Source organism: Roseibium sp. RP-7, from assembly GCF_053005225.1.
This window is the reverse complement of record NZ_JBRKQA010000001.1, coordinates 2,350,133-2,375,164: the sequence shown is the minus strand read 5'-3', so window position 1 is coordinate 2,375,164 and position 25,032 is coordinate 2,350,133. Positions and strand designations below refer to the sequence as shown.

At 57.8% G+C, this 25,032-nt stretch carries 27 protein-coding genes; 18 read left to right on the top strand and 9 right to left on the bottom strand.

All coding sequences use genetic code 11. From position 1 onward, the window contains the following. Positions 1 to 53 precede the first annotated feature (53 nt). The 3 genes from ACVDG9_RS10770 to ACVDG9_RS10760 all read right to left on the bottom strand — a co-directional run bounded on the left by ACVDG9_RS10770 (position 54) and on the right by ACVDG9_RS10760 (position 2,832). Positions 54 to 764, bottom strand: coding sequence for a DNA helicase (locus ACVDG9_RS10770; protein WP_447237948.1), 711 nt, complete (start codon positions 762 to 764; stop codon positions 54 to 56). A gap of 187 nt (positions 765 to 951) precedes the next feature. Further along, complete coding sequence (locus tag ACVDG9_RS10765) at positions 952 to 1,320, bottom strand: gamma-butyrobetaine hydroxylase family protein (protein WP_447237947.1); 369 nt, start codon at positions 1,318 to 1,320, stop codon at positions 952 to 954. Between the two features lie 75 nt (positions 1,321 to 1,395). Beyond that, positions 1,396 to 2,832, bottom strand: a complete 1,437-nt coding sequence (locus tag ACVDG9_RS10760; RefSeq protein ID WP_447237946.1) for a cryptochrome/photolyase family protein — start codon at positions 2,830 to 2,832, stop codon at positions 1,396 to 1,398. Positions 2,833 to 3,234: 402 nt separating this feature from the next. Between ACVDG9_RS10760 and moaA the strand changes: the two genes are divergently transcribed. Next, a complete protein-coding gene (gene moaA, locus ACVDG9_RS10755; RefSeq protein WP_031268810.1) occupies positions 3,235 to 4,224 on the top strand; it encodes a GTP 3',8-cyclase MoaA in 990 nt (329 codons plus the stop codon). Between the two features lie 61 nt (positions 4,225 to 4,285). On the opposite strand, the gene ACVDG9_RS10750 is transcribed toward moaA, so the two are convergent. Together ACVDG9_RS10750 and ACVDG9_RS10745 are read right to left on the bottom strand one after the other, a co-directional pair. Beyond that, the gene (locus ACVDG9_RS10750) at positions 4,286 to 5,524 is read right to left on the bottom strand and encodes a multidrug effflux MFS transporter (protein WP_022999463.1); all 1,239 of its coding nucleotides are present in this window, start codon (positions 5,522 to 5,524) and stop codon (positions 4,286 to 4,288) included. Between the two features lie 355 nt (positions 5,525 to 5,879). Beyond that, complete coding sequence (locus tag ACVDG9_RS10745; RefSeq protein WP_062488941.1) at positions 5,880 to 7,034, bottom strand: Mrp/NBP35 family ATP-binding protein; 1,155 nt, start codon at positions 7,032 to 7,034, stop codon at positions 5,880 to 5,882. Positions 7,035 to 7,388: 354 nt separating this feature from the next. On the opposite strand from ACVDG9_RS10745, the gene ACVDG9_RS10740 reads away from it, so the two are divergent. The 8 genes from ACVDG9_RS10740 to ACVDG9_RS10705 all read left to right on the top strand — a co-directional run bounded on the left by ACVDG9_RS10740 (position 7,389) and on the right by ACVDG9_RS10705 (position 14,044). Beyond that, entirely contained in the window at positions 7,389 to 8,069 is a 681-nt protein-coding gene (locus tag ACVDG9_RS10740; protein ID WP_447237945.1) for an SDR family oxidoreductase, read from the top strand. A gap of 26 nt (positions 8,070 to 8,095) precedes the next feature. Continuing rightward, a complete protein-coding gene (locus ACVDG9_RS10735) occupies positions 8,096 to 8,686 on the top strand; it encodes a GNAT family N-acetyltransferase (protein WP_447237944.1) in 591 nt (196 codons plus the stop codon). Positions 8,687 to 8,890: 204 nt separating this feature from the next. After that, positions 8,891 to 9,349: a BLUF domain-containing protein gene (locus ACVDG9_RS10730; RefSeq protein WP_055653875.1), complete on the top strand. Its 459-nt coding sequence runs from the start codon at positions 8,891 to 8,893 to the stop codon at positions 9,347 to 9,349. A 137-nt stretch (positions 9,350 to 9,486) separates the two neighbouring features. Further along, positions 9,487 to 10,656, top strand: a complete 1,170-nt coding sequence (locus ACVDG9_RS10725; protein WP_447237943.1) for a benzoate/H(+) symporter BenE family transporter — start codon at positions 9,487 to 9,489, stop codon at positions 10,654 to 10,656. A 67-nt stretch (positions 10,657 to 10,723) separates the two neighbouring features. Then, positions 10,724 to 11,602, top strand: coding sequence for a formate dehydrogenase accessory sulfurtransferase FdhD (gene fdhD, locus ACVDG9_RS10720; RefSeq protein ID WP_447237941.1), 879 nt, complete (start codon positions 10,724 to 10,726; stop codon positions 11,600 to 11,602). Next, a complete protein-coding gene (gene mobA, locus ACVDG9_RS10715; protein WP_370200656.1) occupies positions 11,599 to 12,252 on the top strand; it encodes a molybdenum cofactor guanylyltransferase MobA in 654 nt (217 codons plus the stop codon). The genes fdhD and mobA overlap by 4 nt, the downstream gene beginning before the upstream one ends. Beyond that, positions 12,249 to 12,770, top strand: a complete 522-nt coding sequence (mobB, locus tag ACVDG9_RS10710; RefSeq protein ID WP_022999471.1) for a molybdopterin-guanine dinucleotide biosynthesis protein B — start codon at positions 12,249 to 12,251, stop codon at positions 12,768 to 12,770. Before mobA ends, mobB begins: the two co-directional genes overlap by 4 nt. Further along, positions 12,767 to 14,044 carry a molybdopterin molybdotransferase MoeA gene (locus ACVDG9_RS10705; RefSeq protein WP_447237939.1) on the top strand — a complete coding sequence of 426 codons (1,278 nt, stop codon included), beginning with the start codon at positions 12,767 to 12,769 and terminating at the stop codon, positions 14,042 to 14,044. Before mobB ends, ACVDG9_RS10705 begins: the two co-directional genes overlap by 4 nt. A gap of 36 nt (positions 14,045 to 14,080) precedes the next feature. Here ACVDG9_RS10705 and ACVDG9_RS10700 read toward each other — a convergent pair whose 3' ends face one another. Then, positions 14,081 to 15,076, bottom strand: coding sequence for an MBL fold metallo-hydrolase (locus tag ACVDG9_RS10700; protein ID WP_447237938.1), 996 nt, complete (start codon positions 15,074 to 15,076; stop codon positions 14,081 to 14,083). A gap of 177 nt (positions 15,077 to 15,253) precedes the next feature. On the opposite strand from ACVDG9_RS10700, the gene ACVDG9_RS10695 reads away from it, so the two are divergent. Beyond that, positions 15,254 to 16,237 (top strand): LysR family transcriptional regulator, encoded by a 984-nt coding sequence (locus tag ACVDG9_RS10695; protein WP_083660770.1) that lies wholly within the window; start codon positions 15,254 to 15,256, stop codon positions 16,235 to 16,237. A 37-nt stretch (positions 16,238 to 16,274) separates the two neighbouring features. Here the strand turns inward: ACVDG9_RS10695 and ACVDG9_RS10690 are convergent, their stop codons facing one another. Continuing rightward, positions 16,275 to 16,916 carry a glutathione S-transferase family protein gene (locus tag ACVDG9_RS10690; RefSeq protein ID WP_447237937.1) on the bottom strand — a complete coding sequence of 214 codons (642 nt, stop codon included), beginning with the start codon at positions 16,914 to 16,916 and terminating at the stop codon, positions 16,275 to 16,277. A gap of 186 nt (positions 16,917 to 17,102) precedes the next feature. Here ACVDG9_RS10690 and ACVDG9_RS10685 point away from each other — a divergent pair, with 186 nt between their 5' ends. The 5 genes from ACVDG9_RS10685 to ACVDG9_RS10665 all read left to right on the top strand — a co-directional run bounded on the left by ACVDG9_RS10685 (position 17,103) and on the right by ACVDG9_RS10665 (position 21,588). Further along, the gene (locus tag ACVDG9_RS10685) at positions 17,103 to 17,516 is read left to right on the top strand and encodes a hypothetical protein (RefSeq protein WP_055653860.1); all 414 of its coding nucleotides are present in this window, start codon (positions 17,103 to 17,105) and stop codon (positions 17,514 to 17,516) included. Positions 17,517 to 17,780: 264 nt separating this feature from the next. Beyond that, entirely contained in the window at positions 17,781 to 18,557 is a 777-nt protein-coding gene (locus tag ACVDG9_RS10680; protein WP_031268815.1) for an ABC transporter substrate-binding protein, read from the top strand. A gap of 129 nt (positions 18,558 to 18,686) precedes the next feature. Then, entirely contained in the window at positions 18,687 to 19,400 is a 714-nt protein-coding gene (locus ACVDG9_RS10675) for an ABC transporter permease (protein ID WP_031268816.1), read from the top strand. Beyond that, positions 19,397 to 20,224 carry an ABC transporter permease gene (locus ACVDG9_RS10670; protein ID WP_022999479.1) on the top strand — a complete coding sequence of 276 codons (828 nt, stop codon included), beginning with the start codon at positions 19,397 to 19,399 and terminating at the stop codon, positions 20,222 to 20,224. The genes ACVDG9_RS10675 and ACVDG9_RS10670 overlap by 4 nt, the downstream gene beginning before the upstream one ends. A 197-nt stretch (positions 20,225 to 20,421) precedes the next feature. Then, positions 20,422 to 21,588 carry a trans-sulfuration enzyme family protein gene (locus ACVDG9_RS10665; protein WP_075283820.1) on the top strand — a complete coding sequence of 389 codons (1,167 nt, stop codon included), beginning with the start codon at positions 20,422 to 20,424 and terminating at the stop codon, positions 21,586 to 21,588. A 12-nt stretch (positions 21,589 to 21,600) separates the two neighbouring features. Here ACVDG9_RS10665 and ACVDG9_RS10660 read toward each other — a convergent pair whose 3' ends face one another. Next, a complete protein-coding gene (locus tag ACVDG9_RS10660; protein ID WP_022999481.1) occupies positions 21,601 to 22,491 on the bottom strand; it encodes a LysR substrate-binding domain-containing protein in 891 nt (296 codons plus the stop codon). Positions 22,492 to 22,591: 100 nt separating this feature from the next. Here ACVDG9_RS10660 and ACVDG9_RS10655 point away from each other — a divergent pair, with 100 nt between their 5' ends. From ACVDG9_RS10655 to ACVDG9_RS10645, 3 genes are all read left to right on the top strand, one after another. Next, entirely contained in the window at positions 22,592 to 22,744 is a 153-nt protein-coding gene (locus ACVDG9_RS10655) for a hypothetical protein (protein WP_447237936.1), read from the top strand. A gap of 97 nt (positions 22,745 to 22,841) precedes the next feature. Next, complete coding sequence (locus ACVDG9_RS10650) at positions 22,842 to 23,723, top strand: NAD(P)-dependent oxidoreductase (RefSeq protein WP_447237935.1); 882 nt, start codon at positions 22,842 to 22,844, stop codon at positions 23,721 to 23,723. A 12-nt stretch (positions 23,724 to 23,735) separates the two neighbouring features. Next, positions 23,736 to 24,446, top strand: coding sequence for a DNA alkylation repair protein (locus ACVDG9_RS10645; RefSeq protein WP_447237933.1), 711 nt, complete (start codon positions 23,736 to 23,738; stop codon positions 24,444 to 24,446). 35 nt (positions 24,447 to 24,481) lie between these two features. On the opposite strand, the gene ACVDG9_RS10640 is transcribed toward ACVDG9_RS10645, so the two are convergent. Further along, positions 24,482 to 24,982 (bottom strand): DUF302 domain-containing protein, encoded by a 501-nt coding sequence (locus ACVDG9_RS10640; RefSeq protein WP_447237932.1) that lies wholly within the window; start codon positions 24,980 to 24,982, stop codon positions 24,482 to 24,484. Positions 24,983 to 25,032 lie beyond the last annotated feature (50 nt).

Below are 25,032 nucleotides of genomic sequence, written 5' to 3'. Positions count from 1 at the left end.
GCCCTGCGTTCAGCAGGACACCGGCCGGTGATCCAAAAGACCGGAAGGGCAGCTCAATGTCCGGACAGCATCATCTCGCCGTCGTGCAGGAAACAGCCCTTGTCGAAGTGCGATAGATCGACAGGATTGGTTGTGCGGATATCGGTGAACCCAGGCAGTGACCGGATCTCGGGATCAAAGCTTCTATGGACCTGCGACAGAAAGACGAGCGTGATACGCCGCTTGTTTGCAAATTGTCTCAGCTCCTCGATCTGCGCACCGAGCGGTGGCTGCGAGCGATGCTGGTCCATGACCTGAAGATAATCGATGACGGCAATGGAGCCCGGCACAGCATCAGCCAGCGTCTCTTTAATCTTCTCGGCGCAGACGTTGTCGGAAAGCCTAATCCGGAACGATCCCGATTTTTCCGGATCGCGGTACCCGCTGGCGGATAGCTTCATACGAACATCGCGATAAGAACATTCTGACGAGAAGAACACGGACGTTCTGCCAGCCTTGGCCGCTTCTGCAAGCAACTCAAGCCCCAGCACCGTTTTGCCGTGCCCTGGCCGTGCACCAAGGATGACCATATCGCCGGGTTCAAGCGCTGACAAAAGCATGACCGACGGGCCTTTGTCGCGTACAGCAGACGCGAGATGGCTCCAGCTTCTGAAACCTTCGCGAACAGCAATTGCGTCCAATGCGCGGCTCAACGCGATGGATTTGCTACGGGCGAGTGTTCGGGCTTCACGCTTCAGGCGGAAGACGGGTGCAGTGAGTTTCATGGCGCGACCTCCAGATCGCGTGCATCAGCCGCAGTCCCTCCATATGCGAACGCACGATCGTCTGGTTGCCAGTATGAAACGACCCTGCAGTTCGGCTGCTTCTCCTGATGGAGGGGGATGGCTTGGGTCGAGCCACCCTCTTTGTAGCTGATTCCAACTGGCTTCAGCCAGCCCGGCCTGCTCTCAATCAACGATCCCGTGTCAGGCCCTTGTCCGCCAGTTCCTGCAGGTAGACACCCCAGTGTGCTTCCGGATCTCTGCCTAGCTCGAGGAAATACGTCCAGGAAAAAATCCCGGAGTTATGCATGTCGTCAAAATGGATACGGACAGCATAGTTGCCGACAGGTTCGATCTTCATGATCTCGACGTTGCGTTTGCCGGGCACGGTCTGCTTCTGGGACGGATTGTGGCCCTTCACTTCCGCCGAAGGCGAACACACCCGGAGATATTCAGCAGACAATTCGTGCCGTTCACCCGTGTTGAAAGCAACAGTCAGGCTCTTCTTGTCTTTCGATACGCGTAGTTCCGTCGGCCAGGGAGCAGTCGGGTCGGTCATCTCCGGGTCCTTTGATTCCACCCGGCACATGTCGCCGGGACTTGCGCGCGGACGATACCGGTAGCACCGGCACCGTCAAGCGGCGTCTTGTCCCGCCTGCTTCACCGCTTCATAGCCGTCAAGCGCTGCCTTGCGTGCCTTGGCATGGTCGACCAGCGGTTTCGGATAGGTCTCGCCAAGCGTGATACCGGCCTTTTTCAGGGTTTCGGCCGGAGCATCAAACGGCGCAAAGAGATAGTGCGTGTCCAGATCGCGCAGCTCTGGAACCCATTTGCGGATGTACACACCTTCCGGATCGAATTTTTCTCCCTGGGTAATCGGGTTGAAAACCCGAAAATAGGGAGCAGCATCAGCACCTGATCCAGCGACCCACTGCCAGCTTGCGGAATTGTTGGCAAGGTCCGCATCCACCAGCGTGTCCCGAAACCAGGCCTCGCCATGGTGCCAATGAATACGCAGATGCTTGATCAGGAAACTCGCCACGATCATGCGCACCCGGTTGTGCATGTATCCGGTTTGCCAGAGTTCGCGCATGCCGGCGTCGACAATCGGATATCCCGTTTGTCCTTTCTGCCACTTCTCCAACGCGTCGCCCGGCTCCTGCCAAGGATAGGCATCAAAGGTTGAACGCCAGTTGTCCGACGGCAATTTCGGAAAATGGTAGAGTAAGTGGTACGCAAATTCCCGCCAGGCAATCTCGGACAGGAATTTCATACCGTCACCGGCAACCGACGATTTCCGGTCCATTACCTTCTGCGTTGCATGCCAGATCTGTCGGGGTGAGATTTCGCCGAAGTGGAGATGCGGCGACAAGCGCGACACATTCGGAAGATCAGGGCGATTGCGCAATGTGCCATAGCCCTTCAAGCCTTCCTCGAAGAAGCCGTCCAGCCGCTCCGCAGCACCGGCTTCACCGGGCTGCCAGCAATCCTCCCATCCCTTTGCCCAGTTCGGTTTCGTGGGCAAGAGGTCAAAGCTCTCAAGCTTTTCACCACCATCGTAGTCCGCAAATTCCAGCTTCTCCGGTGCTGGCAAGGCGTCATCGATGGTCTTTTGCTGAGCAGCTTTCCAGAACGGCGAATACACCTTGAAGGGGCCGCCGGATTTTGTCTCCAGTTCCCAGGGTTCGAACAAGAGGGACGCCTTGAAGCTTTTGACTTCAAACCCGTCTTCTTTCAGCACCTTCTTGAGATCGGTGTCCCGCTCGATTGCATGTGGTTCGTAGCATCGATTCCAGAAGACGGCCTCGGCCTCGACTTCCTTTGCGAGCTGTGGGATCAGGTGTCTCGCGCTCCCCCGCAGGAAGATCAGACCTGGCAGATCCGCCTTCAATGACGCCAGGCTGTGATGCAGCCACCAGAGGCTTGCCCCGCCAAGCGGGTGCGTTTCACCGGTCTGCTCTGCTGGTTCAAGGATGAAGACCGGAAGGACACGCCCCTTGCGGGCCGCCTCGAACAGGGCCGGATTGTCCTTGATGCGCAAATCCTGTCGAAACCAAACAAGTGTTGTCATGCTGCTCCTGCCGCTTGCTACAGCTCAGATACGCCGCAAAACACAATCGGATCAATGGTGTGCCGGATTTTTTGGCTCCAATTCCGGGAGAGCGGCAAGTAAAGTGGAGCTCCTAGGATTGTGACCGGACCAAGCACTCGTCAGAACGCTTTTCGATGCAGGTTCCTGGTCGCGCAGGCGAGCGAATTCCGGCATCTTTCCAATTGATTTGACAAGAGTACACTCACGAGTTTACCTGATGCCGTAAACCGGACATTTGCAGTCCGGTTTCAATTGATCTTGCCCGCATCGACGCCATATGATCTGGATAAGATAAAAATCGAGGGAGAGCGAAACGTGACAGACGGCAAGATTGTGGTCCCGGCACAAGCGGCAATCGGAACAGCGGAATCACATGGTCCGATGATCGACCCGTTCGGCCGCGCCGTCACCTACCTTCGCGTCTCCGTAACCGATCGTTGCGATTTCCGTTGCGTGTATTGCATGGCGGAAGACATGACCTTCCTGCCCAAACGCGAAGTGCTCAGCCTTGAAGAGCTCGACCGTCTGTGCACTGCCTTCATCGAAAAAGGCGTCCGTAAACTGCGCCTGACCGGCGGTGAGCCGCTGGTCCGCAAGAATATCATGAGCCTTATCCGCAGCCTTGGCCGGCATCTGGACAGTGGCGCTCTGGAAGAGTTGACCCTGACCACCAACGGCTCGCAGCTCGCCCGCTACGCGCAGGAACTCTACGATTGCGGCGTGCGCCGGATCAATGTGTCGATCGATACGCTCGATCCGCAGAAATTCAAGGCAGTCACCCGCTGGGGCGACCTTGGCAAGGTCATGGACGGGATCCGCGCAGCGACTGCCGCAGGCCTCCAGATCAAGATCAATATGGTTGCTCTCAAGGACGTCAACGAGCATGAAATCGTGACGATGCTTGAGTGGTGTCATGAGCACGGTCATGACCTGACCCTGATCGAGACCATGCCACTTGGCGAGATCGACGGCGACCGCACGGACCAGTATCTGCCGCTCTCGACCGTGCGTGCCCGTCTAGGCGAGCAATTCACATTGACGGACATCCCCTACAAGACCGGCGGACCCGCCCGGTATGTGACTATCGAGGAAACCGGTGGTCGTCTCGGCTTTATCACGCCGATGACGCATAACTTCTGTGAAAGCTGCAACCGGGTGCGCGTCACCTGCACCGGCCAGCTATACATGTGCCTTGGTCAGGAAGACATGTCGGATCTTCGCGCGCCTCTGCGCGCTTCGGAAGGCAACGACCTTCTGAACGATGCGATTGATGAGGCCATCGGACGGAAGCCAAAAGGGCATGATTTCGTAATTGACCGGAACCGCAACCAGCCTGCAGTTTCCCGGCACATGAGCGTCACCGGCGGTTAAACAGCCAAACCTTCAGTTACCCATGCAACAGCAAGTTCAGCGACCTTGAAAACCGGCAATACTATTCTGCCGGAACGAGGTCGGCGCGCGTGGTGTAGAACCTGATGCAGACGGTCGCGATCAGGCTGCACCCGATGCCCAGTCCCATCATCAGGATCATGCCCCAGGGCGAAGAGGCCAGCAGGCCATCGGCATACAGCGAGGCGACAATGGATCCGGCCAGTGCGCCCATGGCGACCTGAAGTGAGGCCGTCAGGCCGGAAGCAGCTCCCGTCAACTCCGGCCGTACACTGACAGCACCGGACAATGCACTTGGCAGGCAAACCCCATTGCCGAGACCAAGAAGGAACATCGGCAGGAAGAGGCTGGGTGCGCTCAACGCTCCGAAATAGGCAAACCCGGAGATTATCGCCACGCAGACAACGCCGATGAGAGTGCCGGACAGTATCATCCGAAACAGGCCAACTCGTTCGGCAAACCGGCCGGAGATGAAGTTTCCAGCGATATAACCGAGCGCCACGAACATGAAGTAGAACCCCATTTCCTGCGCACTCAGGGACAGGAGATCGGCGGCGATAAAGGGAGCCCCTCCCAGATAGGCAAAGTAGGCAAGCGCGTTGGACGCCGCTGTCAGACTGTAGCTCCAGTAGAGCGGCTCACGGCACAGGGTCGCGTAGGATTTCAGGATCTGCCGCCCACCGGCCGCTTTTCGGTTCAGGTGCGTTTCAGGCAGAAGCGCAATGCTCGCCCACAGAACCGCCACTCCGAACATCAGCAGCAGCACAAACCCGCCCTGCCAGCCATAGTATTGATCCAGAATTCCGCCGATTGCTGGTGCCACTGTCGGCATCACCGCCATGCCCATGGTGACATAGCCGATCATGCTGGCCGCCTGCTTGGGGCTGTAGAGATCACGCAGGATCGCACGGCCAAGGACCATTCCCGTACAGCCACCGGCTGCCTGAAGAACCCGGGCGGCGATCAAGGCTTCGATTGTTTGTGCAAACAGACAGAACACGCTGCCGATTACGAACAAAGCCATGCCGAGAATGATTACCGGCCGGCGGCCGAACTGATCCGACAAGGGCCCCCAGAACAACTGGGAAACCGCAACCGCGATGAAATAAGCGGACATCGACAGCTGAATCTCGCCCGCAGTTGCGGAAAAGACCACCATCATTCCTGCCAGGGACGGCAGGTATATCTGCATGGCAAGCGGGCTGACCGATGAAATCGCTACAAGCACCGCCAGGGATGGTTTGGCATCGGTGCTGGAAGTCTGAGTTCGGCTGGTGAGCATGCCCGGGAAGGAACCTTTTGGTTTTCACCCTCGCGGGCGATATATTCATGTTCGAATATATATTGGCCGCGTGATCCGGACGTGAAAACCTGAATTGCTACAGGCCCTACATCGAAAGACGGCAGAAACCGCTAATGTTTCTCCTCATTGGCTTTGAAATTGTTTCAACTTTGCAAGCTTGACCCGAGCCTTCGCAACGGGTGGAAACTGCTGCATTTCACGGATAAATCTGCGATCAACACCGCCAGTCCTGCAGCCAGCTAAACCCGGATGAAAAAGGCCACAGCTCTCGCCGTGGCCAAAACTTGTCTCGTCGCCTAATCAGGAATTGCTCAGGGATCGACCCTGCCCTGCATCAATCGAAGACGATGTTGGGGGCGGCTCGTGTGGGTTCCGCGCTCTCCCGATCAATGCTGTCGAGTACCTTGGCGGCAATGTCCTTGTAGATGCCTGCGACCGAGCCTTCCGGATCGGACACCACCACCGGTGTTCCGGCATCGGAGGTTTCACGGATCTTCATCGTCAAGGGAACTTCGCCCAGGAACGGAACGTTCAGCCGGTCCGCTTCCGCGCGCGCTCCGCCATGGCCGAAGATATCATGGCGACCACCGCAATCGGGGCACAGGAAGTAGCTCATGTTCTCGACAATCCCCAGCACGGGAACATCGACACGCTTGAACATGTTGAGACCCTTGCGGGCATCGATCAGGGCAAGGTCCTGCGGTGTCGACACGATAACGGCTCCGGCCAGCGGCACTTGCTGGGCCATGGTGAGCTGGGCGTCGCCGGTTCCCGGCGGCATGTCGACCACAAGGACGTCAAGTTCGCCCCAGGCCACTTCGCGCAGCATCTGGGTAAGCGCGGAAATCACCATCGGACCACGCCAGATCATTGGCGTTTCCTCTTCCACCATGAAGCCCATGGACATCACCTTGATGCCATAGCCTTCCATTGGCTTGAGCATTCTGCCCGACAAAGCTTCCGGCCTGCCGGAGACATTGAACAGCCGCGGCACCGAAGGACCGTAGATATCGGCATCCAGGACGCCGACCTTCTTTCCGAGGGAGGCCATCGCCAAGGCAAGGTTCGCCGTGGTGGTGGATTTGCCAACACCGCCCTTGCCGGACGCAACCGCAACAATGTGCTTGATGCCCGGCACGCCCGGTTTTGCAGGCGCTTGCTCTTCCGCAGGTCGCCGAGGCTGTTGGGGGGCTGGTTTGGGAGCTGATTGTGGTGCCGCATTGCGAGCGCCGCCCGCCGCCCGTTCGGCAGTCAGCGCGACCATCACGGTTTCGACGCCATCCACTTCCTTGACCACCTTTTCAGCGGCCTGGCGCAGAGGCTCAAGCTCCTGTGCGCGTTCTGCAGGAACGGTGATGGAAAAAACAACACGGCCATCGGACACAAACACGTCCGAGACAAGGCCCAACGAGACGATATCGCCTTCAAGGTCTGGTCCCTTGATCTGCCTCAGTCGTTCCATGACTGCGCTTTTTATGGTGTCGGTCATCTTTCGGTCCTGTTTCGTACACCGGCCACTGTGTTCAACCGGCTATTTCCGGTGCGAACTCTAGTTCGCCGCTCCTTTCAGGCAACCTGCCAAAATGAAGCACGGCGCATTCCGGTTTCAGACCGCGAGTCATAGAAGGGGTGAAAATCCGACACAAGCCCTGCGCAGTTGAAAGCCGCAAGCTTCAGAAGCTTTCATAACCATGGAATTGGCCGTGGTTGCTGCTGGATCTCGCGATTGTTACTCCTCCTAAAAGGGAGACAATGTTTTCGTTGAACAGCCAGATGGCCCGGTTAATTTGTTACGGCCCTACACAGTGTCCTTCCCAAGACATTCCAGCTTCAGGAATTTGACATGCCAACCTGCCTCATCACCGCAGCCAATCGCGGGATCGGTTATGAACTTGCCCGCGCCGCACTGGACAGTGGTTGGACCGTTTACGGCTCCGTCCGCACGCAGCAGTCGGCTGACGAGACAGCGGAACGGCTCGGCAAAGATTTTCATCCGCTGGTTTTCGATGTGAGAGACCATGCCGCCGTTCGCGCGGTCGCCGGCGACCTCGACACCCCGCTGAACCTTTTGATCAACAACGCGGGCATCATCAGTCCGGAACGTCAAAGCGCACTCGATATGGATTTCGAGGGTTTTGCCGAAACCCTGGCCGTCAACACACTTGCACCTTTGGCGGTCTCACAAGCTTTCCTGCCTCATTTGCGCCGGTCGGGATCCGGTCGAATCCTGACCATCTCCAGCCAGATGGCCTGGATGGGATACCGGAAGTCGGACACCCTCGCCTACCGAGCCTCCAAGGCGGCAGTGAACAAGGTCATGCAGGGGCTGGCGACCGATCTGGAATCCGAAGGCATTCCGGTCGCGCTGATAGACCCGGGCTGGGTGCGTACAGACATGGGCGGCCAGCAGGCAGACAATGACCCGGTGGATGTGGCGCGGGGCGTTCTGAAGATTGCCTGTTCCCTGTCTGTTACCGATACCGGAAAGTTCTTCAAATGGAGCGGTGAAGAGCGCCCGTTCTGACCTGCCAATTCGACTGGAGACACATGATGGCCTGGCCTCTCCCCGTAACCCTGAAGGGCAGTACCGGCACACTTGCGCCCTTGAGCCTATCCCACGCTGCCGATCTGGCTGAAGCTGCCGCCGACGGCGAACTGTGGAAGCTTTGGTATACCAGCGTCCCGAAGCCGGATGCCGTTCGGGCGGAAATTGAAAGACGGCTGTCGCTTCAGGAAGCCGGCTCGATGCTTCCGTTCACCGTGTTGACGCCAACCGGCAAGGCCGTCGGCATGACCACCTATATGAACATCGATGCGGCCAACAAGCGCGTCGAAATCGGTTCGACCTGGTATCGCAAGGCCGTGCAGCGCACTCGCCTCAACACGGAATGCAAACGCATGCTGCTGGCACATGCGTTTGAGGAACTGGACTGCATCGCGGTCGAATTCCGGACGCACTTCATGAATCGCCAAAGCCGCGCCGCCATCGAAAGGCTAGGTGCCAAACTGGATGGTGTTCTGCGATCCCACCAGCGCTCGCCCAACGGAGCGCTCAGGGATACGGCGGTTTATTCGATTCTTCCTCACGAGTGGCCTGCCGTAAGAGCCGGTCTGGATTTCAAGCTCGAAGCTGGTGCCTGACCTCCTTATCCACACAAAGATGTGCGCACGTTGTTTTGCACAGTTTTCTTGTTCTGTTCACCGGACCGCAAAGCACACTTTTGCGGAGGACTTGGCAACGCTTCGGTAACACGAAAAGCTCTTCTTCGTATTTGATTCAAATTTTAAGCAAATGTGAGGAATTGAAGCGCAGGCTGGTTTCATCGGCAAAAGGATGGATACGCCATGGAACTTTACCGCGCCTGCTACCGAAGCAAGATCAACTGGGGCAACATGCGTTTGCCCCTGCCCGACGAAATCGACAAGACGTTGCTGCGTATTCGGCGGATCAACAGAAAGGCCGGCGTAACCGGTGCGCTTCTGCTGGTCGATCAGCACATCATCCAGGTTCTGGAAGGCCTGACCGGCCCGGTGCTTGATACCGTCTATTGCGTGATGAACGATCCGCGTCTTGAAGCCATCGAGGGCATCATTCACGAACCGGCGGATTTCCGGCTGTTCCCGAATTCACTGATGTTCTTCCGGGACCTGACCGATGGCCTGGCCGCTTCCAAGCACGACGTGCTGCGCCCTCTGCTTGACCACCCTGCCGACGTAACGCGGGAAGAAGCCTACCGGGCGTTCGGACATTTCGCGCAGGAACTTCAGGAAGGCCGCCTGACCAACGACATGTTGATGATCTGAGCCGCTCCGGGTTTTCTGCCGCAGAGCCCCAGCTCATCACATGTTTCGCAATATTATCTGGTCCGTGGCCGCAAGGTCCTAGTCCGATTGCCAGGCATGCCGATATTGTGCGCCCTTGTTAACTGGGGGATTGCATCATGTCAGGCAGGTTCGCCGGCCTTCAGCCGGTATCAGCCGGCTTTCTTGCCGCCATTGTCGGCTTTGCAAGTTCATTCGCTATCGTCATTCAAGGGCTGACAGCAGCCGGCGCTTCCCCAGCCGAAGCAACCAGCGGCCTGATGGCACTGTCCATTTCCATGGGCCTTTGCGCGATCGTTGCCTCCCTTGCCACGAAGATCCCCGTCAGCATCGCGTGGTCGACACCCGGTGCCGCGCTCCTTGCGACAGCCGGCCCGCTCGAAGGAGGCTTTTCGGCAGCCGTTGGTGCTTTTCTGGTTTGTGGCGCGCTTATCGTACTCGCGGGCCTGATCAAGCCTTTCGGACGGGCGGTCGCAGACATTCCGGCACCACTTGCCAACGCGATGCTGGCAGGGGTCCTGTTCGGACTGTGCCTTGCGCCGGTAAGAGCCGTCGCAGAACTGCCTTACAGCGCACTAGCCATCATTGCCGTCTGGGCGATTGCCCTGCGCTTTTTCAGGCTCTTCGCGGTTCCCCTTGCCATGGTCATGACATTCGCGATCGGCCTTTCGAGCAGCGGCCCGATCGACCTGAGCAACGTCCAGCCGATCACCGAACCAGTCTGGATCGCACCCTCGTTTTCACTGGAAGCATTGATCAGTATTGCGCTGCCGCTCTTCATCGTGACGATGGCGTCCCAGAACATCCCGGGTGTGGCTGTGCTGTCCGCCTATGGCTACCACCCCAAAAGCGGTCCGCTTTTCACTCTCTCCGGCGTCTTCAGTGTGTTGTCCGCCCCATTCGGCGGACATGCGGTCAACCTTGCCGCCATCACGGCAGCAATGTGCGCGGGTGAAGATGCGCACAAGGATCCGGCAAAGCGTTACTGGGCGGCCGTGACCGCAGGTGCGGTCTACGTCCTGTTCGGCCTATTCGCAGGGCTGGTGATGGCCTTTGTCGCGGCCACGCCGACTATCCTGATCGAAGCCGTTGCGGGATTGGCCCTGCTGGGGGCTTTTGCCTTTTCCATCAGCGAAGCCACAAAGGCTCCCGCTGACAGGGACAGTGCCATCATTACCTTCATGGTGACGGCTTCCGGGGTTAGTTTCTTGGGTGTTTCGGGTGCATTCTGGGGACTGCTGGCTGGCGGTGCCTTCATGGCACTTTCGCGAACCAAAACGGCAAAGTAACACCTTGCCCCGCGGCAATCGCGTCCCATAGTGTTGAGACAATCGAAGCAAATGGAGTCGTTTGCCTGTGTCAGGCTCATATGTGCTGCAACCCGACCCGGAAGATTCGCGTCTTTCGACGTCCGTAACCGGTATCGATCAGGACGGACAGCCGGTCGAAACGCGTGTCGTGACGGAAAAACCCCTGACCCTCTACCTGAATTCTCAGGAAGTGGTCACCATGATGACCATTGGCGATCATCCGGACCTTCTCGCCGTCGGTTATCTGAAAAACCAGAACATGCTGGCCGAGGACGATGTCATCACCGGCATCGACCATGACGACGATCTGGATGTTGTGGTGGTTCGCACCGAGCGCGAAACCAATTTCGAGGAAAAGCTGAAGAAGAAGGTGCGCACCTCCGGCTGCGCCCAGGGGACAGTCTTCGGCGATGTCATGGACGGCTTCGATACCGTTCAACTCGCAGAGGACGCCCGTCTAAACACTTCCTGGCTCTATGCGCTGACCAAAACCATCAACACAACACCTTCCCTCTATCTCGAGGCGGGGGCGATCCATGGCTGTGTTCTGTGCCAGGAAGACCGTGCGCTGGTCTACATGGAAGATGTCGGCCGCCACAATGCGGTCGACAAGATCGCAGGTTGGATGGTCCTGAACGACATCCCCGCGCACGACAAGATCTTCTATACCACTGGCAGACTGACCTCCGAAATGGTCATCAAGACCGTGATGATGGGCATTCCGATCCTCGTGTCACGCTCGGGGTTTACCGCCTGGGGCGTCGAACTCGCACGCAAGGCCGGCCTTACGCTGATCGGCCGCGCACGCGGCAAGCGGTTCGTTGCCTTGTCCGGTCACGACAGGATCGTGTTCGACATGTCCGCAAGCGACGTGGAAGACGAGCCGGATACGGCCCGCCGAAAAGGGAGCGTCCCGGCAGAATGACCAGACACAAGAAGACCCTTGAGAGCAGCAAGGTGCTTGGTTGCGTACTTGCCGGCGGCCAATCCCGCAGAATGGGCGGCGGCGACAAGAGCCTGATGGATCTTGGCGGCAAGACGATGCTTGATATGATCCTCGCCCGTCTGAAACCACAGCTGCACGATATAATCCTGAACGCCAATGGTGACCCTGACCGGTTTGCGCGCTTTCAGCTGCCTGTTGCCGCTGATCCGGTAGGCGACTTTGCAGGGCCACTGGCAGGTGTTCTGGCCGGCATGACTTATGCTCACAACGAGCGACCGGATATCAGCCATGTGATTTCGGTAGCCGGTGACACGCCGTTTTTCCCTACCAGCCTTGTCAGCCGGTTCTGTGCCGCAGTCCCCGGTGACAGACCGGTCATTGCCCTCGCCTCCTCTGCGGACAAGCTCCACCCTGTCTTCGGCCTCTGGCCTGTCAGCCTGAAAGCGGATCTCGAGGACTGGCTGCAATCCGGCAAGACAGGCAAGGTGCTTGCCTTTGTCGACTGTTACGACAGTGTCGAAGTCGCCTTCGATGCGGATCCTGACAACGGGTTGGACCCCTTTTTCAATGCCAACAAACCTGATGACCTTTCGACTGTCAGAGACGCGCTGAGCTTACATTCCAGATGACCACCACCCCTGTATTCGGCATCACCGGCTGGAAGAATTCCGGCAAGACACAACTCGTGGCCAGCCTCGTGGCCGAGTTCACCGCGCGGGGCCTGAAGGTTTCGACCGTAAAGCATGCTCATCACGGCTTCGATATCGACAAGCCGGGCACGGACAGTTTCCGGCACCGCGAAGCAGGTGCAGTGGAAGTTGCACTGGTGTCCGGACGCCGTTGGGCCTTGATGCATGAACTGAAAGAGGAAGACGAGCCGCCGTTGGAAGACGTTCTGGAGCGGCTTGCTCCCTGCGACCTGATCCTGATCGAAGGCTACAAGAGCGAACCCCATCCGAAGATCGAGGCACGCAGAACCGAGGCAAGCGAACGCGGCCCCCTTGCCGTTTCCGATCCGAATATTCTGGCCATCGCAACCGATCACGATTTACCGGACGAGGTGTTGCCGGTATTTCATCTGGACGACATTGCCGCCATGGCGAATTTCATCGAGACCCATCTCGGGCTGAAAAGGTCGACAACATGACCGTTAAACAGCTTCTGGATGACTGCTTCCTACACGACAAGGACCGCTTGCGCCACCAAGAGGCGCTGGAGATCCTGAAACAGCGGCTGCATTGCATTGCCGAGACCGAAACCGTACCCCTGCAGGATGCCGCCGAACGCATCCTTGCAGATACGGTGACCGCTCCCCGCAACGTGCCACTGGCCGACAATTCGGCCGTTGACGGTTACGCCTTCCGCAACGCCGATTTCGAGGAAGCCGGAGGTTTCTTCCGTCTGGAACAAAGGATAGCTGCAGGGCACGCGAGCAACGCCGATCTTGGCCCATGGGCAGCAGCCCGGATCTTTACTGGAGCGGTGATGCCACCCGGTGCAGATACGGTCGCCATGCAGGAAGATTGTGAAACGCACCAGCAGGATGGGCAGGACTTCGTGATCGTGCCGCAAGGCCTGAAAACGGGTGCCAACCGCCGCAAGGCGGGAGAAGACGTGGCGGAGGGAACGACGCTGCTGAGCCCCGGTCAGCGCTTGCGCCCGCAAGATATCGCGGCAATCGCGTCCACCGGACAGGCAGACGTTTCCGTTTACCGGAAACTGAAGGTGGCCCTAGTGTCGACAGGCGACGAGCTACGCCGGCCTGGCGACCTCATCACGCTCGGAGACGTTTACGATTCCAACCACTTTCTGCTGCGCAGCCTGTGCGCAACGCTGCCTGTCGAGATCGACGATCTGGGCATTCTGAAAGATGACGCCGACGCACTTGAAGAGGTGCTTTCGACGGCAGCAGCCAGCCATGACGTGATCCTGACCACCGGCGGAGCAAGCCGCGGCGAGGAAGATCACATGCTCAAGGTTCTGGACAAGATCGGAAAACGCCACATGTGGCAGCTTGCTATCAAGCCTGGCCGCCCGATGATGTTCGGAAATATCGGATCCTGCGTTGTCCTCGGACTGCCGGGAAACCCGGTTGCCGCGATGGTCTGTTTTCTGCTTTACGCACGGCCGGTCTTCAGCGTTCTTGGCGGAGGTGCTTTTCTGGAGCCGCAGGCCTTTCAGGTTCCGGCAGCCTTCGAAGTTCCCAAGAAAAAGCCGGACCGCCGAGAGTTCTACCGTGCTTATCTGAAGCCTCGTCCAGACGGATCACTTGCAGCGCATAAATTCCAGCGCGACGGCTCCGGCCTGATCACTGGCCTGCGCGAAGCCGACGGTCTTATCGAAATACCTGAAGACGTGACCTCGATCCGCAAGGGTGAGCTGGTGTCCTTCCTGCCCTTCTCCGGGTTCGGACTGCGCTGACCCGGCAGCGTTGCCGGGCCAGAAAGAGTTTCTTCGTTAGTAGGCGTAGGGCCAGTTGGCCGGGACGAAGCGATAACCCTCGCCGTCCTTTGCAACACGGCCCATACCGGGAAACGGAATATGCGCGCCTGCAAAGAACAACTTGTCGGCGGCGGCCTGGTCCAGGAATGTTTTGCGTGTCGACACTGCCTGCCCGGGATCAATGTCGAACCCGATACCCCAGTCCGGCCGGTTGAACTGATAGACGGCCATATGGACGATATCGCCCGCAATCACGAGGGTTTCGCCGTTGCTGTCGAACAGATAGCCGGTATGCCCAGGCGTGTGACCCGGAAGAGCCATCGGCCGGATGCCGGACAGGATTTCCTTGTCGCCGGAAATCAGGGTCTGGCTGTCCTTGTAGGCGTCGGCAGCCTTGCGTGCACCGAGGAAGAAGGGTTTGAACTGCTCGGGAGCGCCGTTCATTGCCGCATCATCGAACCAGAAGGCCTTGTCCACCTCCGGGAGGATCAGTTCCGCATTCTTGAACACCTTGTTGCCGTCACCATCGATCACGCCGAAAAGGTGGTCCGGATGCATATGGGTAATCAATAGCGAGTCCACCTGATCGGGCGATACACCTGCGGCTGCCAAGGCATCCGGCAGACGCCCCATGGTCGGGCCCAGAGCATCCGCAGTGCCGGCATCGACAAGGATCAGCCGGTCACCGGTGTTGACGAGGTAGGCATTGACGGGAATGCGCAACGCCTCACCTTCAACCATGGCTGCATCTCTCAGGCGCTGACCTTCTGATGCGTCGTAGCCGATCACCAGTTCCGGCGTGACATCGAGATAGCCGTCGAGCAAGGCGGTGATTTCAAGATCGCCGACCTTGTAGCGGAGTGCGCCTGCCATCGGCTTTCCGGCCTGATCGACAGCGGCCTCTGCGGGTGCGGACAGAAAAGTGACACCACCGGCAGCGGCGAGCGCCCCTGCCCCGGCAGCCGCACCGAGCAGCGAACGTCTGGAAACGGAAATCTGTGAAGTGGTCATAATTGGCCTCCCGGCTCGACCTGATGGAAAACTTTGACGCTCGAACCGTTGGATCGGTCCGGCAGTCCTAAAAGTGTTTCATTGGCTTTGTTTTTAAAGCGGCCAATATCTTATATTACTCATAACCCGTGCTTATGTATGAGGTCGCTCCTCATTCGCTCTCCAACTGGGGCCGCCATGGACAAGCTTTCCTCCCTTTCCGGCTTTGTGCAGGCTGTCAATCTCGGCAGCTTCTCAGCAGCAGCAAAGCTCCTCGGCATCTCGCAACCTGCCGTCAGCCAGCAGGTTCGGGCGCTTGAAGACGATCTGGGCATCAGACTGCTGAACCGGACCACACGTCAACTCAGCCTGACGGAAGCCGGGGAACGCTATTATGCCTACGCAAGGGATATTCTGGAGCGCCTCGATGAGGCCGACCGCTCCGTTCAGAGCGAGGAGGCCCAGATGTCCGGGCCGCTATCGGTGGGGCTGCCTCTTGGCTTCGCGGAAACCATCCTTTCGGACTTCCTGATCCGCTTCAAGAAGGATCACCCTGGCATCTTGCTGGATGTGTCGTTGTCCGACCAGTTTGTCGATGTCATCCAGCAACGGCTCGATGTGGCAATCCGCATGGGCGAGATCGAGGACGACCGGCTGATTGTTCGAAGGCTTGGGCTTGCTCAGCGCTGCCTGGTGGCATCACCAGACTATCTGGATAAACGTGGACGCCCTGTCCATCCCGACGAGCTGCCCGATCACGATTACTTGCTTTACAAGAACATCGCGACCGGGAACCGGGTTCCGTTCATCAGTCCGATCGGTGAAAAGCTGTCTATCAAGATCACGCCGACAATGCTGGTCAACAACTCTTCGACCCTGCGCCGTGCGGCACTCGCCGGTCTCGGAATTGCGCTCTCCAATCGCTGGCTCATCGAGCCGTACCTGCGAACGGGAGACCTGGAAGTGGTGCTGCCACAATGGCAATACCCGCCGCACCCGGTCCATGCGGTCTATCCTTCCAATCGGTTCATTCCGCTGAAAGTACGCCGGTTTGTCGACAGCCTTTATAGCTTCTTCGAAGACGAAGGCGCATTCCAATACGCCGGCAAGCCTGCTTCAGGCAGTAGTGATTTTCAGCAACATGAGGACACTGCCTTGGCCAGCAACGCGGTTACGGCCTGATGGCCGCCCGGCGGCTGGCGCCGGGCTGACAGGAACCTCACTCGGTATCGACGACCCAGGTTTCCTTGAGTGCGGCCTCTTCCCAGACTTTCCAGGCCTCGGTTGCCTTCATGGCTTCGCTGTATTTGCTCACCACAGGGTCGTTGGATAGCTGGTAGGTCTCGAAACGGCTGACGACGGGTGCATACATGGCGTCGGCAATCGTGAAATCGCCAAACAGGAAAGGACCGCCTGATGAATCCAGGCATTCTTTCCAGACGGTCACGATGCGGTTGACCTCTCCCTTAACCGCGTCGCTGACGGCTTTTGCCGCCACAGGGCGCTGCATGTTCATGGAACATTCGCTGCGAAGAGCGGTAAAACCGGAATGCATCTCCGCCGAGATTGACCGTGCCCAGGCGCGTTTGGCCTTGTCCTTTGGCCACAGGCCTTTGTCCGGAAAGCAGTCGGCGACATATTCCAGGATCGCCAGGCTGTCCCACACCGTCAGGGTACCATCCTTGAGAACCGGTACTTTTCTGCTTGGTGAAAATGCCGCGAATTCCGGATTTCCATTCTCGAAATCGAAAGGAACCAGGGTCTCCCGGAATGGAATATCCTTGTTCCTGAGAGCGATCCACGGCCTGAAAGACCAGGAAGAGTAGTTCTTGTTTCCGATGAAAAGTTCGTAGTCCGACATTGCTGGGCCCTTTTCCGAAACCCGGCAGAAATAACCATGTGTCACCGGGTAGTCTTTTCCTAGGAAGTTCGGCTTCCAGCTTCAAATTCAATAAGTTCATGAGATTCATCAGGGTTTTTAATATCCCCTCTCGGCACAATTTTTGCTTGCATATTTGACAATGCTTGCAGCCAGAAAGAGGATCTGATGACATCTGCTCTGCCGCCCACGCCTTCCGTGTCGCCGCAATCCGCCAAGGCGCCCCAAAAGCAGCCAAGCGAAACCGAAAGCCGGTTTCTGCAATTCCGCAGCATTCTTGCGGAACAATATGCAGAGTGGCGTGAACTGCCTGAAGAAGAGCGAATTCGGCACAAGTATCTTGAAGATCACGGGCTGACCGAACTCGGTCTGGACAACCTTTCCCCCAGAAACAGGGCTGTTCACGAAGAAAAGATCGCCGAATTGACAAAGCAGCCGGTTGTCTCGCCGACACCCTATCGTGGGGCAGATGCAGGGGATGCGCTTTCCCGCCCGGTGATTACCCTGCAATCCGTTCTCGACGTTCACGACGCTTCCCGGGAAGCTGAAGCAGCAGAGGCAACAGCCGACTCAAAAGCCTGATTTCTGCCCTTCGGCCGACATTTGGTTCAGGGTGGCATGCTTCTACAGCACGAAGAAAAGGCCTCAGGGAACAGTCAGGTTTCCACAATGACTTGACGCTTCCCCAACGACATGCCGGAAAAATTGAAAATTCGGCGAAATCACGCTGTGTTTTTTTCGTAGGCATGCTTGAAATTTGAACCGAAGTGTATGGAATAGAGCGCTCGGGCAAGAAGGCGGGACGAACCCGCTTGCGCCGCGAAGAAGATATTAGGGGAACAAAATATGCGTGTATTGCGTATGGCTGCGGCCGCAGTAGCAGTACTGGCTGCCGTGAGTGGCGCTGAGGCGAAAGACTGGTCAAAGGTGCGTATCGGCACCGAAGGCGCTTATCCTCCGTTCAACTCCCTGACCGCAGACGGCCAGCTGATAGGTTTCGACATCGATATTGCCAAGGCACTCTGCGAAGAAATGAAAGTCGAGTGCGAATTCGTTACCCAGGACTGGGACGGCATGATCCCCGCCCTGCAGGCCGGTAAGTTCGACGCCGTGATCGCTTCCATGTCGATCACTGAAGAGCGCAAGGAAAAGGTCGACTTCACCAACAAGTACTACAACACCCCGCCGGCAATTGCCGTGCCGAAGGATTCCGCTCTGACCGGTACGTCGGATGAAGACCTCAAGGGTGTCGCACTTGGTGCACAGTCCTCCACCACCCACTCCAACTATGCTGAAGAAAAGCTGCCGTCCGCGGACCTGAAGCTTTATCCGACGCCGGATGAATACAAGCTCGACGTTGCCAGCGGCCGTGTCGATGCCGTCATTGACGACGTTGTGGTTCTGTCCGATTGGCTGGCGACTGACGACGGTGCCTGCTGCAAGCTGCTGGGCACCCTGACGCCGGATCCCGTGATCAACGGTGAAGGCGCCGGCATTGCCATCCGCAAGGACGACGGCGAGTTGAAGGAAATGTTCAACAAGGCCATCGAAGGCATCCTGGCGAACGGCAAGTACAAGGAAATCAACGACAAGTACTTCACGTTCGACGTTTACGGCGGCTGATTGACCTCCAGTTGATCGCATTCCGGTGCAGCGCGCCCTGTGCGCTGCACCACCTGCAGGGAAAAATCCCGCAGTACGGCCGGAGGGGCGGCCGGAATAACAACGACAAACAGAAAGAAGCGCCGGCTTATGAATGAAGCTTTGACGCTACTCTCCTTCGGACCAGAGGGTTGGGGAGACGAAATTGCCTGGGGCGTGGTTGTAACCGTCTGCCTGGCAATAGTGACTTTGCCGTTCGGATTGTTTCTGGGATTTCTGATTGCGCTTGCGAAAAAGTCATCGGAACCCAGCTTGCGCCTGGCGGCCAATATCTACACCACTCTTTTCCGGGGCTTGCCGGAACTGCTGACCTTGTTCCTGGTCTACTTCGGCCTACAGATCGCGATACAGGTCTTGCTGAAGATGGCCGGCTTCGACTTCTATTTTGAAGTCAATTCGTTTGTCGCCGGTGTCATCGCACTGTCCTTCGTCTTTTCTTCCTACGCTTCCGAAGCGTTTCTTTCCGCCTTTCGCGGGATCCCGCAGGGACAATACGAAGGCGGATATGCGCTTGGACTGTCGAAAGGCAAAACCCTTCGACTGGTGGTACTGCCGCAATTGATCCGGCTCGCACTGCCCGCACTTGGAAACAGCTGGCTCGTCCTTCTCAAGGACACTTCGCTCGTTTCGGTGGTCGGCTTGTCTGACGTCATGCGCCAGTCCGGGATCGCCGCAAGGGTGACCAAGGAACCCTTCATGTTCTTTGGCATTGCCTGCCTGATCTACCTTGTCCTGGCAATGATATCGTCCACCGGTCTCGTGCGTATTGAGCGCTGGAGCAAACGCGGAGATACGGCACGATGATCTCCGCTAACCCCGCCACAGGCCTGAAACGGCCGCCCGCACCGCCCCGGGGCTGGACCAAGACGCGAATTCTCGGCCATGTCCTCATGGCGCTTTGGATCGTCTCCGGTGCCTGGCTGCTCTACTATCTGGCGATAAACGTCGCCAGTCCTTTCGTGCTGAAGTATTGGCCCGAGTACCTCAGCGGTTTTCTGGTTACCCTTCAGATCGTCGGCCTGTCGTTGCTGATAGGTGCGGTGCTGAGCGTGCCCATCGCAGCTGCACGGGCGTCGAAATGGTGGCTTTTATCGAAGCCTGCCTATTGCTTCGTCTATTTCTTCCGCGGCACACCGCTGTTGGCACAGACCTTCCTTGTCTACTATGGCGCAGGCACCTTCCAGGCACAGCTGGAGGCAGTCGGCCTGTGGGGTCTTTTCCGGGAAGCCTGGTTCTGCGTGATCTTCGCGTTTTCACTGAACACCTCCGCGTATCAGGCCGAGATCCTGCGCGGTGCCATTCAAAACGTGCCCAGAGGTCAGTGGGAAGGGGCTGCTGCTCTCGGCCTCAACAAGCAGATTACCTTCTTCAAGATCATCCTGCCGCAGGCACTGATCGTTGCCCTGCGGCCCTATGGCAACGAGATCATTCTCATGCTCAAGGGTTCCGCCATTGCGGCAATCGTGACGGTGTTCGATCTGTTTGGAGAAACCAGACGGGCCTACTCGAGATCGTATGATTTCCAGGCCTACATCTGGGCAGCGGTGATCTATCTGTTCCTGGTAGAGATGCTGCGCCGCCTGTGGGACAAAATCGAAGCACGCCTGACGCGGCACCTGATACGCTGAGCAGACTTTCGGCGTTCGAATTAATTGGGCCGGACTTTTCAAGTTCCGGCCCGTTTTTCTGTTACCTGCCCCGCGTTCGCCTTCTCGATATTCCTTTGGAGGCAAGTCGGCACCGCTCTCCCAAATGGATTGATTTCATTTGATTATCGAAGCAGACGGCGATAACCCGAAGGGACCCCCATTCACGGAGCTCTCCCATGCCGAAAACGCCCTCCATTGCCCATGGCCTTCACCTCGACAGCCTGCTGGCCCATGGCGGCGGCGGTTTTGATGCGGCAACAGGCGCCATCGTGCCGCCGATACAGACTGCTACCACATTCGTGCGTGACGAAACCTATGAGCTGGTCAACCCGGGTCATATCTACAGCCGTGACGACAATGCGCTTTTCAAGAAGACCGAAAAACTGATCGCCGCTCTTGAAGGGGGAGAAGACAGCCGGCTGTTTGCATCCGGCATGGCTGCTGTCGCCGCTGTCGCCCGCATCGTCAAGCCAGGCGGCACACTGCTTGCCCAGTCCGGCATTTACTGGGGGACCACGTTGTTCCTGCGCAAGATGTGTGCACGCAATAACATTGCCCTCGTAGAAGCTGATGCAAGCGACCTTCAGTCCTTCCAGGACGAGATAGCCGTCACTCGCCCGGATCTTGTCTGGCTTGAAGTGCCCAGCAATCCGTTTTTGAAGGTCGCCGACATCAAGAACATCGCCAACCAGTGCAAACAGGCGGACGCCCTGCTTGCCGTCGATGCGACCGCCGCAACACCGCTGATCCTCAAGCCTCTGTCGCTCGGAGCGGACCTGGTGATGCATTCGGCGACCAAGGCCCTCAACGGTCATTCAGACCTTCTGGGTGGCGTCGTCACAACCGACAATGCCGGCAGCGAAGCCTGGGCGTTTCTGACCGAGGAACGCAAGTTGGCCGGCGCCGTGCTCGGCTCATTCGAAACCTGGCTTTTGCTCCGGGGCCTCAGGACACTTGCCTTGCGTGTGGAGCGCATGAATAGATCGGCACAGGTTTTCGCGGAACACTTCGAAAAACACCCGAAAGTGGAAGCCGTGCTTTATCCCGGCGTCAAGAGCCACCCTCATCACGAACTTGCAAAAAGCCAGATGACCGGCGGTTTTGGCTCGCTCATGTCCATTCAGGTCAAGGGCAACAAAACGGCCGCCCTGAATGTCACCGGTGCGCTTGACCTGTTCCAGCGAGCAACCTCCCTCGGCGGCACCGAGAGTCTTGTCGAGCATCGTTTCACCATCGAGGGAGAAGGCTCCGGCATTCCGGAAAACCTGTTGCGGCTGTCCATCGGCATCGAGCATTGCGACGACCTGATTGCGGACATGGAGCAGGCCCTCACTGCAATCTGACGTCTACCCAGGCTAATCGGCGAGCTGTTCGGCGCGCATGGCCCTGAGCCAGCTCATGAAGGCCTTGAGCGGTGGACGGTTGACACCGGGGCGGGTCACCAGATGGTATCCCGTCCCCGGATAAACGCCGTCTTCAAATAGGACCCTCAGGTTACCCGCCTCGATTTCAGGTTCGACAAAGGTCTTGGCAGTGGCTGAAATACCATCGCCCCGCCGCAAACCTTCCAGCACCATATAGCCGGGCAAATGGGTGATGTTGAGCTTGCCCTTGGGCACGACGCCCTGGCGCTCCAGCCAGATGGTCAATTCGTTGGTGCCGTATTCCTGCAACCAGGGAAACTCCAGAAGATCTTCAGGGCTTTCGATCTTCTTGTCTCCGATCAGGCAATTGGCACCGATCACCGCAAAATTCGTCGGGATGAACAGTTCCGATTCAAGCCCTGTCCAGTTGCCCTTGCCGAAGCGGATCGCCAGGTCGACGCCGCCAGGTCTGAGCTCAACCACTTCGGCCGTCGGATTGAGCATCAGTTCGATGTCGGGATGCTTATGCCGGAAATCGCTGATCCGCGGCATCAGCCAACTTATGGCAAAGGACGGCGTCATGGTGATGTTGAGCGGACGGACCAGATCTTCCCGCGTCAATTCATCGACTGTCTCTCTGATGATTTCAAAGCCTTCGCTCAGACCTTCGAAGAGCTGCTTGCCTTCAGGGGTTAATGCAATGCCCCTGCCCTCACGGACAATCAGTTTCAACCCCAGAAACTGCTCCAGAGCCTTGACCTGTTGACTGACGGCCGCGTGAGTGACGTTCAATTCTCTTCCCGCGGCCGAGAGACTGCAGGTCTCGGCAACGGCAGTGAAGGTTCTCAGACTGTTGAGGGATGGGAGAGATCGCCAATCCATATGTAATTTCACCTTACATTTTGAAAATCTTCCTGACTGGCACCAGCAACCGTAAACAGCCACATTACTCTCACACAACGCAGCGAGAGGATGTAAGCACATGTTTGATATTTACGCACGTAGCTTCCTGGAAGCAACCCGGTTCTCCAGCAACACCCGTCCGGATCCGCGCACCCAGCGGCACCTGGACGCCCAGTCGGCGAAGGGGGAACGTCATTTGCGGCTCTGGCAGCGCGGGCCCTATTGGATCTAAGCTGACAGCACGAGGCAAATGGCCTAAAACCATGATGAACCAGTTCAATTAAAGGCCCGGCTCGTACCGGGCCTTCGCATGCGAAGGGAGCGTCGTCATGGCAAAGGTTGCTTTTATCGGTCTGGGCGTCATGGGATATCCGATGGCCGGATACCTGAAAACCAAAGGTGGGCACGACGTCACGGTCTATAACCGCACGACTGCGAAGGCCGAGAAATGGGCTGCCGAATATGGCGGCAACTTCGCCAAGACCCCGAAGGAAGCAGCTGAAGGTTGCGACTTCGTCTTTTCCTGCGTCGGAAACGACGATGATCTGCGCTCCGTGACGACCGGCGAAGAAGGTGCCTTTCATGGATTGAAAGAAGGCGCGATTTTTGTCGACAACACCACCGCGTCTGCCGAAGTTGCCCGTGAGCTTTATGCAGCGGCCAAGGACAAGGGCTGCGGCTTCATCGATGCTCCGGTTTCCGGTGGCCAGGCAGGTGCCGAAAACGGCGTCCTGACAGTAATGTGCGGCGGAGATCAGGATGCTTTCGACAAGGCCAAGCCGGTCATCGAATGCTTCGCAAAATTCGTCGGTCTGATGGGAGAAAGCGGCGCAGGGCAATTGACCAAGATGGTCAACCAGATCTGCATTGCCGGCCTGGTGCAGGGCCTTTCCGAAGCCATCCACTTTGCCAAGAAAGCGGATCTCGACGTCGCCAAGGTCATCTCCGCAATTAAAGGCGGGGCTGCCCAATCCTGGCAGATGGAAAACCGGTGGGAGACCATGAATGCCGGCAAGTTCGACTATGGCTTTGCGGTCGACTGGATGCGCAAGGATCTCGGCATCTGCCTGAAGACCGCAAATGATACCGGTGCCCGCCTGCCTGTTACGGCGCTGGTCGATCAGTTCTATGCCGAAGTTCAGGCCATGGGCGGCAAACGTTGGGATACGTCCAGCCTGATTGCCCGCCTGGAAAATGCCGACAAGTCATAAACGGGCACCCATATGCCCCAAGTCCCGGACACGACCTTCACGCTTGAAAACGTATTGAACGATCTGCGTGAAGCGGGAACGGAGCCGAACCGTGCTGGAATGGTGCGGTTCGGCATCGAAACAGATCGGGCCTTCGGCGTTCCACTCTCTGTGCTGCGTCCGTTGGCCAGATCCATAGGCCCTTCCCCGGACCTTGCACGGGAACTCTGGGCCAGCGGCTTTCACGAAGCGCGGCTCTTGGCAATCCTTCTGACCCCACCCAGGCACCTGGCACCCGAGCTTGCCCTTCAATGGCTGAACGACATCAATTCCTGGGATCTGTGCGATCAGCTCATGAATGTTCTGGCCCGTCGTGCCGGTTCAAATGAACTGGTTCCGGCACTTGCCGCAGACGAACGCGAATTCGTCCGGCGGGCCGCCTTTGCACTGATCGCCTGGCGCGCCGTCCACGCCAAGACAGCGCCCGAAACCGAGTTTCTGGACGACTTTCCCTTGATCCGCGCAGCTGCCACGGACGAGCGAAACTTTGTCTGGAAAGCGGTGCACTGGGCCCTCCGCCAGATCGGCAAACGCTCCTTGCCTCTGCATGGCGCCGCTCTCGCGCTTGCCGAAGACCTGGCAGCATCCGAAAACCGGACAGCCCGCAAGGTCGGCAATGCGGCTGCCCGGGAGCTTTCGTCCAAGAAGGTTCTGAACCGCCTCAACAAGGCTGCAGACATCTAGTCAAATGTTGCTGTCGATCAGTTACGGACGACCACTTACTGACCTGCCGCTTCCTTGGCGATGGCATCCAGCAAGGCATTCACTTCACCGATAGCCGCCTTGGATTCCTCAGAGCCTGTTTCACCGAGGTGACGATATCCGACCGTTACGGTGCCAGGCTGGTCCGGAGTTTCGTAGACGAATACCGAATAGGGGCAATAGGCGATGTTCGCAGCGTCAGCCTCCATCACCTTGCGCGAGAGATTGGCCGAGCAGAACAACATGGCCTGCGCCTTGACGAAGATCTGCTTCTGACCACCGACATCTTGTGATGTGCGATCCAGCATGTCGCCTATGTGTGAGACGTAATCGATGACCAGGCCATGATTGACGATGGCATTTTCAAGATCGAAACGCACATCATCAAAGGCCGCTGAAACCTGGTAGGCGGTAACGCCTTCCGGAATTGACTGGCCGCTGGCGGCTCCGGTACCGCAAACTGCGAGGCCCACAAATGCAATTGCAATCCGAAACGGCTTCCTGAAACTTTCAAACATGCGACGTCCTCCCGAGCATGAAGACCAGAATACTCCGCTCTTCATGCCCG

What these genes read in the sequence shown, in the direction of transcription:
- ACVDG9_RS10665 (WP_075283820.1), top strand. Translation starts at nt 20,422, where the DNA reads ATGCCGAAAACGCCCTCCATTGCCCATGGCCTTCACCTCGACAGCCTG.
- moaA (WP_031268810.1), top strand. Translation starts at nt 3,235, where the DNA reads ATGATCGACCCGTTCGGCCGCGCCGTCACCTACCTTCGCGTCTCCGTA.
- ACVDG9_RS10655 (WP_447237936.1), top strand. Translation starts at nt 22,592, where the DNA reads ATGTTTGATATTTACGCACGTAGCTTCCTGGAAGCAACCCGGTTCTCC.
- ACVDG9_RS10650 (WP_447237935.1), top strand. Translation starts at nt 22,842, where the DNA reads ATGGCAAAGGTTGCTTTTATCGGTCTGGGCGTCATGGGATATCCGATG.
- ACVDG9_RS10730 (WP_055653875.1), top strand. Translation starts at nt 8,891, where the DNA reads ATGGAACTTTACCGCGCCTGCTACCGAAGCAAGATCAACTGGGGCAAC.
- ACVDG9_RS10770 (WP_447237948.1), bottom strand. Translation starts at nt 764, where the DNA reads ATGAAACTCACTGCACCCGTCTTCCGCCTGAAGCGTGAAGCCCGAACA.
- ACVDG9_RS10675 (WP_031268816.1), top strand. Translation starts at nt 18,687, where the DNA reads ATGAATGAAGCTTTGACGCTACTCTCCTTCGGACCAGAGGGTTGGGGA.
- ACVDG9_RS10645 (WP_447237933.1), top strand. Translation starts at nt 23,736, where the DNA reads ATGCCCCAAGTCCCGGACACGACCTTCACGCTTGAAAACGTATTGAAC.
- ACVDG9_RS10725 (WP_447237943.1), top strand. Translation starts at nt 9,487, where the DNA reads ATGTCAGGCAGGTTCGCCGGCCTTCAGCCGGTATCAGCCGGCTTTCTT.
- ACVDG9_RS10670 (WP_022999479.1), top strand. Translation starts at nt 19,397, where the DNA reads ATGATCTCCGCTAACCCCGCCACAGGCCTGAAACGGCCGCCCGCACCG.
- ACVDG9_RS10740 (WP_447237945.1), top strand. Translation starts at nt 7,389, where the DNA reads ATGCCAACCTGCCTCATCACCGCAGCCAATCGCGGGATCGGTTATGAA.
- ACVDG9_RS10680 (WP_031268815.1), top strand. Translation starts at nt 17,781, where the DNA reads ATGCGTGTATTGCGTATGGCTGCGGCCGCAGTAGCAGTACTGGCTGCC.
- ACVDG9_RS10690 (WP_447237937.1), bottom strand. Translation starts at nt 16,916, where the DNA reads ATGTCGGACTACGAACTTTTCATCGGAAACAAGAACTACTCTTCCTGG.
- ACVDG9_RS10745 (WP_062488941.1), bottom strand. Translation starts at nt 7,034, where the DNA reads ATGACCGACACCATAAAAAGCGCAGTCATGGAACGACTGAGGCAGATC.
- mobA (WP_370200656.1), top strand. Translation starts at nt 11,599, where the DNA reads ATGACCAGACACAAGAAGACCCTTGAGAGCAGCAAGGTGCTTGGTTGC.
- ACVDG9_RS10750 (WP_022999463.1), bottom strand. Translation starts at nt 5,524, where the DNA reads ATGCTCACCAGCCGAACTCAGACTTCCAGCACCGATGCCAAACCATCC.
- ACVDG9_RS10760 (WP_447237946.1), bottom strand. Translation starts at nt 2,832, where the DNA reads ATGACAACACTTGTTTGGTTTCGACAGGATTTGCGCATCAAGGACAAT.
- ACVDG9_RS10705 (WP_447237939.1), top strand. Translation starts at nt 12,767, where the DNA reads ATGACCGTTAAACAGCTTCTGGATGACTGCTTCCTACACGACAAGGAC.
- ACVDG9_RS10660 (WP_022999481.1), bottom strand. Translation starts at nt 22,491, where the DNA reads ATGGATTGGCGATCTCTCCCATCCCTCAACAGTCTGAGAACCTTCACT.
- ACVDG9_RS10695 (WP_083660770.1), top strand. Translation starts at nt 15,254, where the DNA reads ATGGACAAGCTTTCCTCCCTTTCCGGCTTTGTGCAGGCTGTCAATCTC.
- ACVDG9_RS10765 (WP_447237947.1), bottom strand. Translation starts at nt 1,320, where the DNA reads ATGACCGACCCGACTGCTCCCTGGCCGACGGAACTACGCGTATCGAAA.
- mobB (WP_022999471.1), top strand. Translation starts at nt 12,249, where the DNA reads ATGACCACCACCCCTGTATTCGGCATCACCGGCTGGAAGAATTCCGGC.
- ACVDG9_RS10700 (WP_447237938.1), bottom strand. Translation starts at nt 15,076, where the DNA reads ATGACCACTTCACAGATTTCCGTTTCCAGACGTTCGCTGCTCGGTGCG.
- ACVDG9_RS10640 (WP_447237932.1), bottom strand. Translation starts at nt 24,982, where the DNA reads ATGTTTGAAAGTTTCAGGAAGCCGTTTCGGATTGCAATTGCATTTGTG.
- ACVDG9_RS10685 (WP_055653860.1), top strand. Translation starts at nt 17,103, where the DNA reads ATGACATCTGCTCTGCCGCCCACGCCTTCCGTGTCGCCGCAATCCGCC.
- ACVDG9_RS10735 (WP_447237944.1), top strand. Translation starts at nt 8,096, where the DNA reads ATGGCCTGGCCTCTCCCCGTAACCCTGAAGGGCAGTACCGGCACACTT.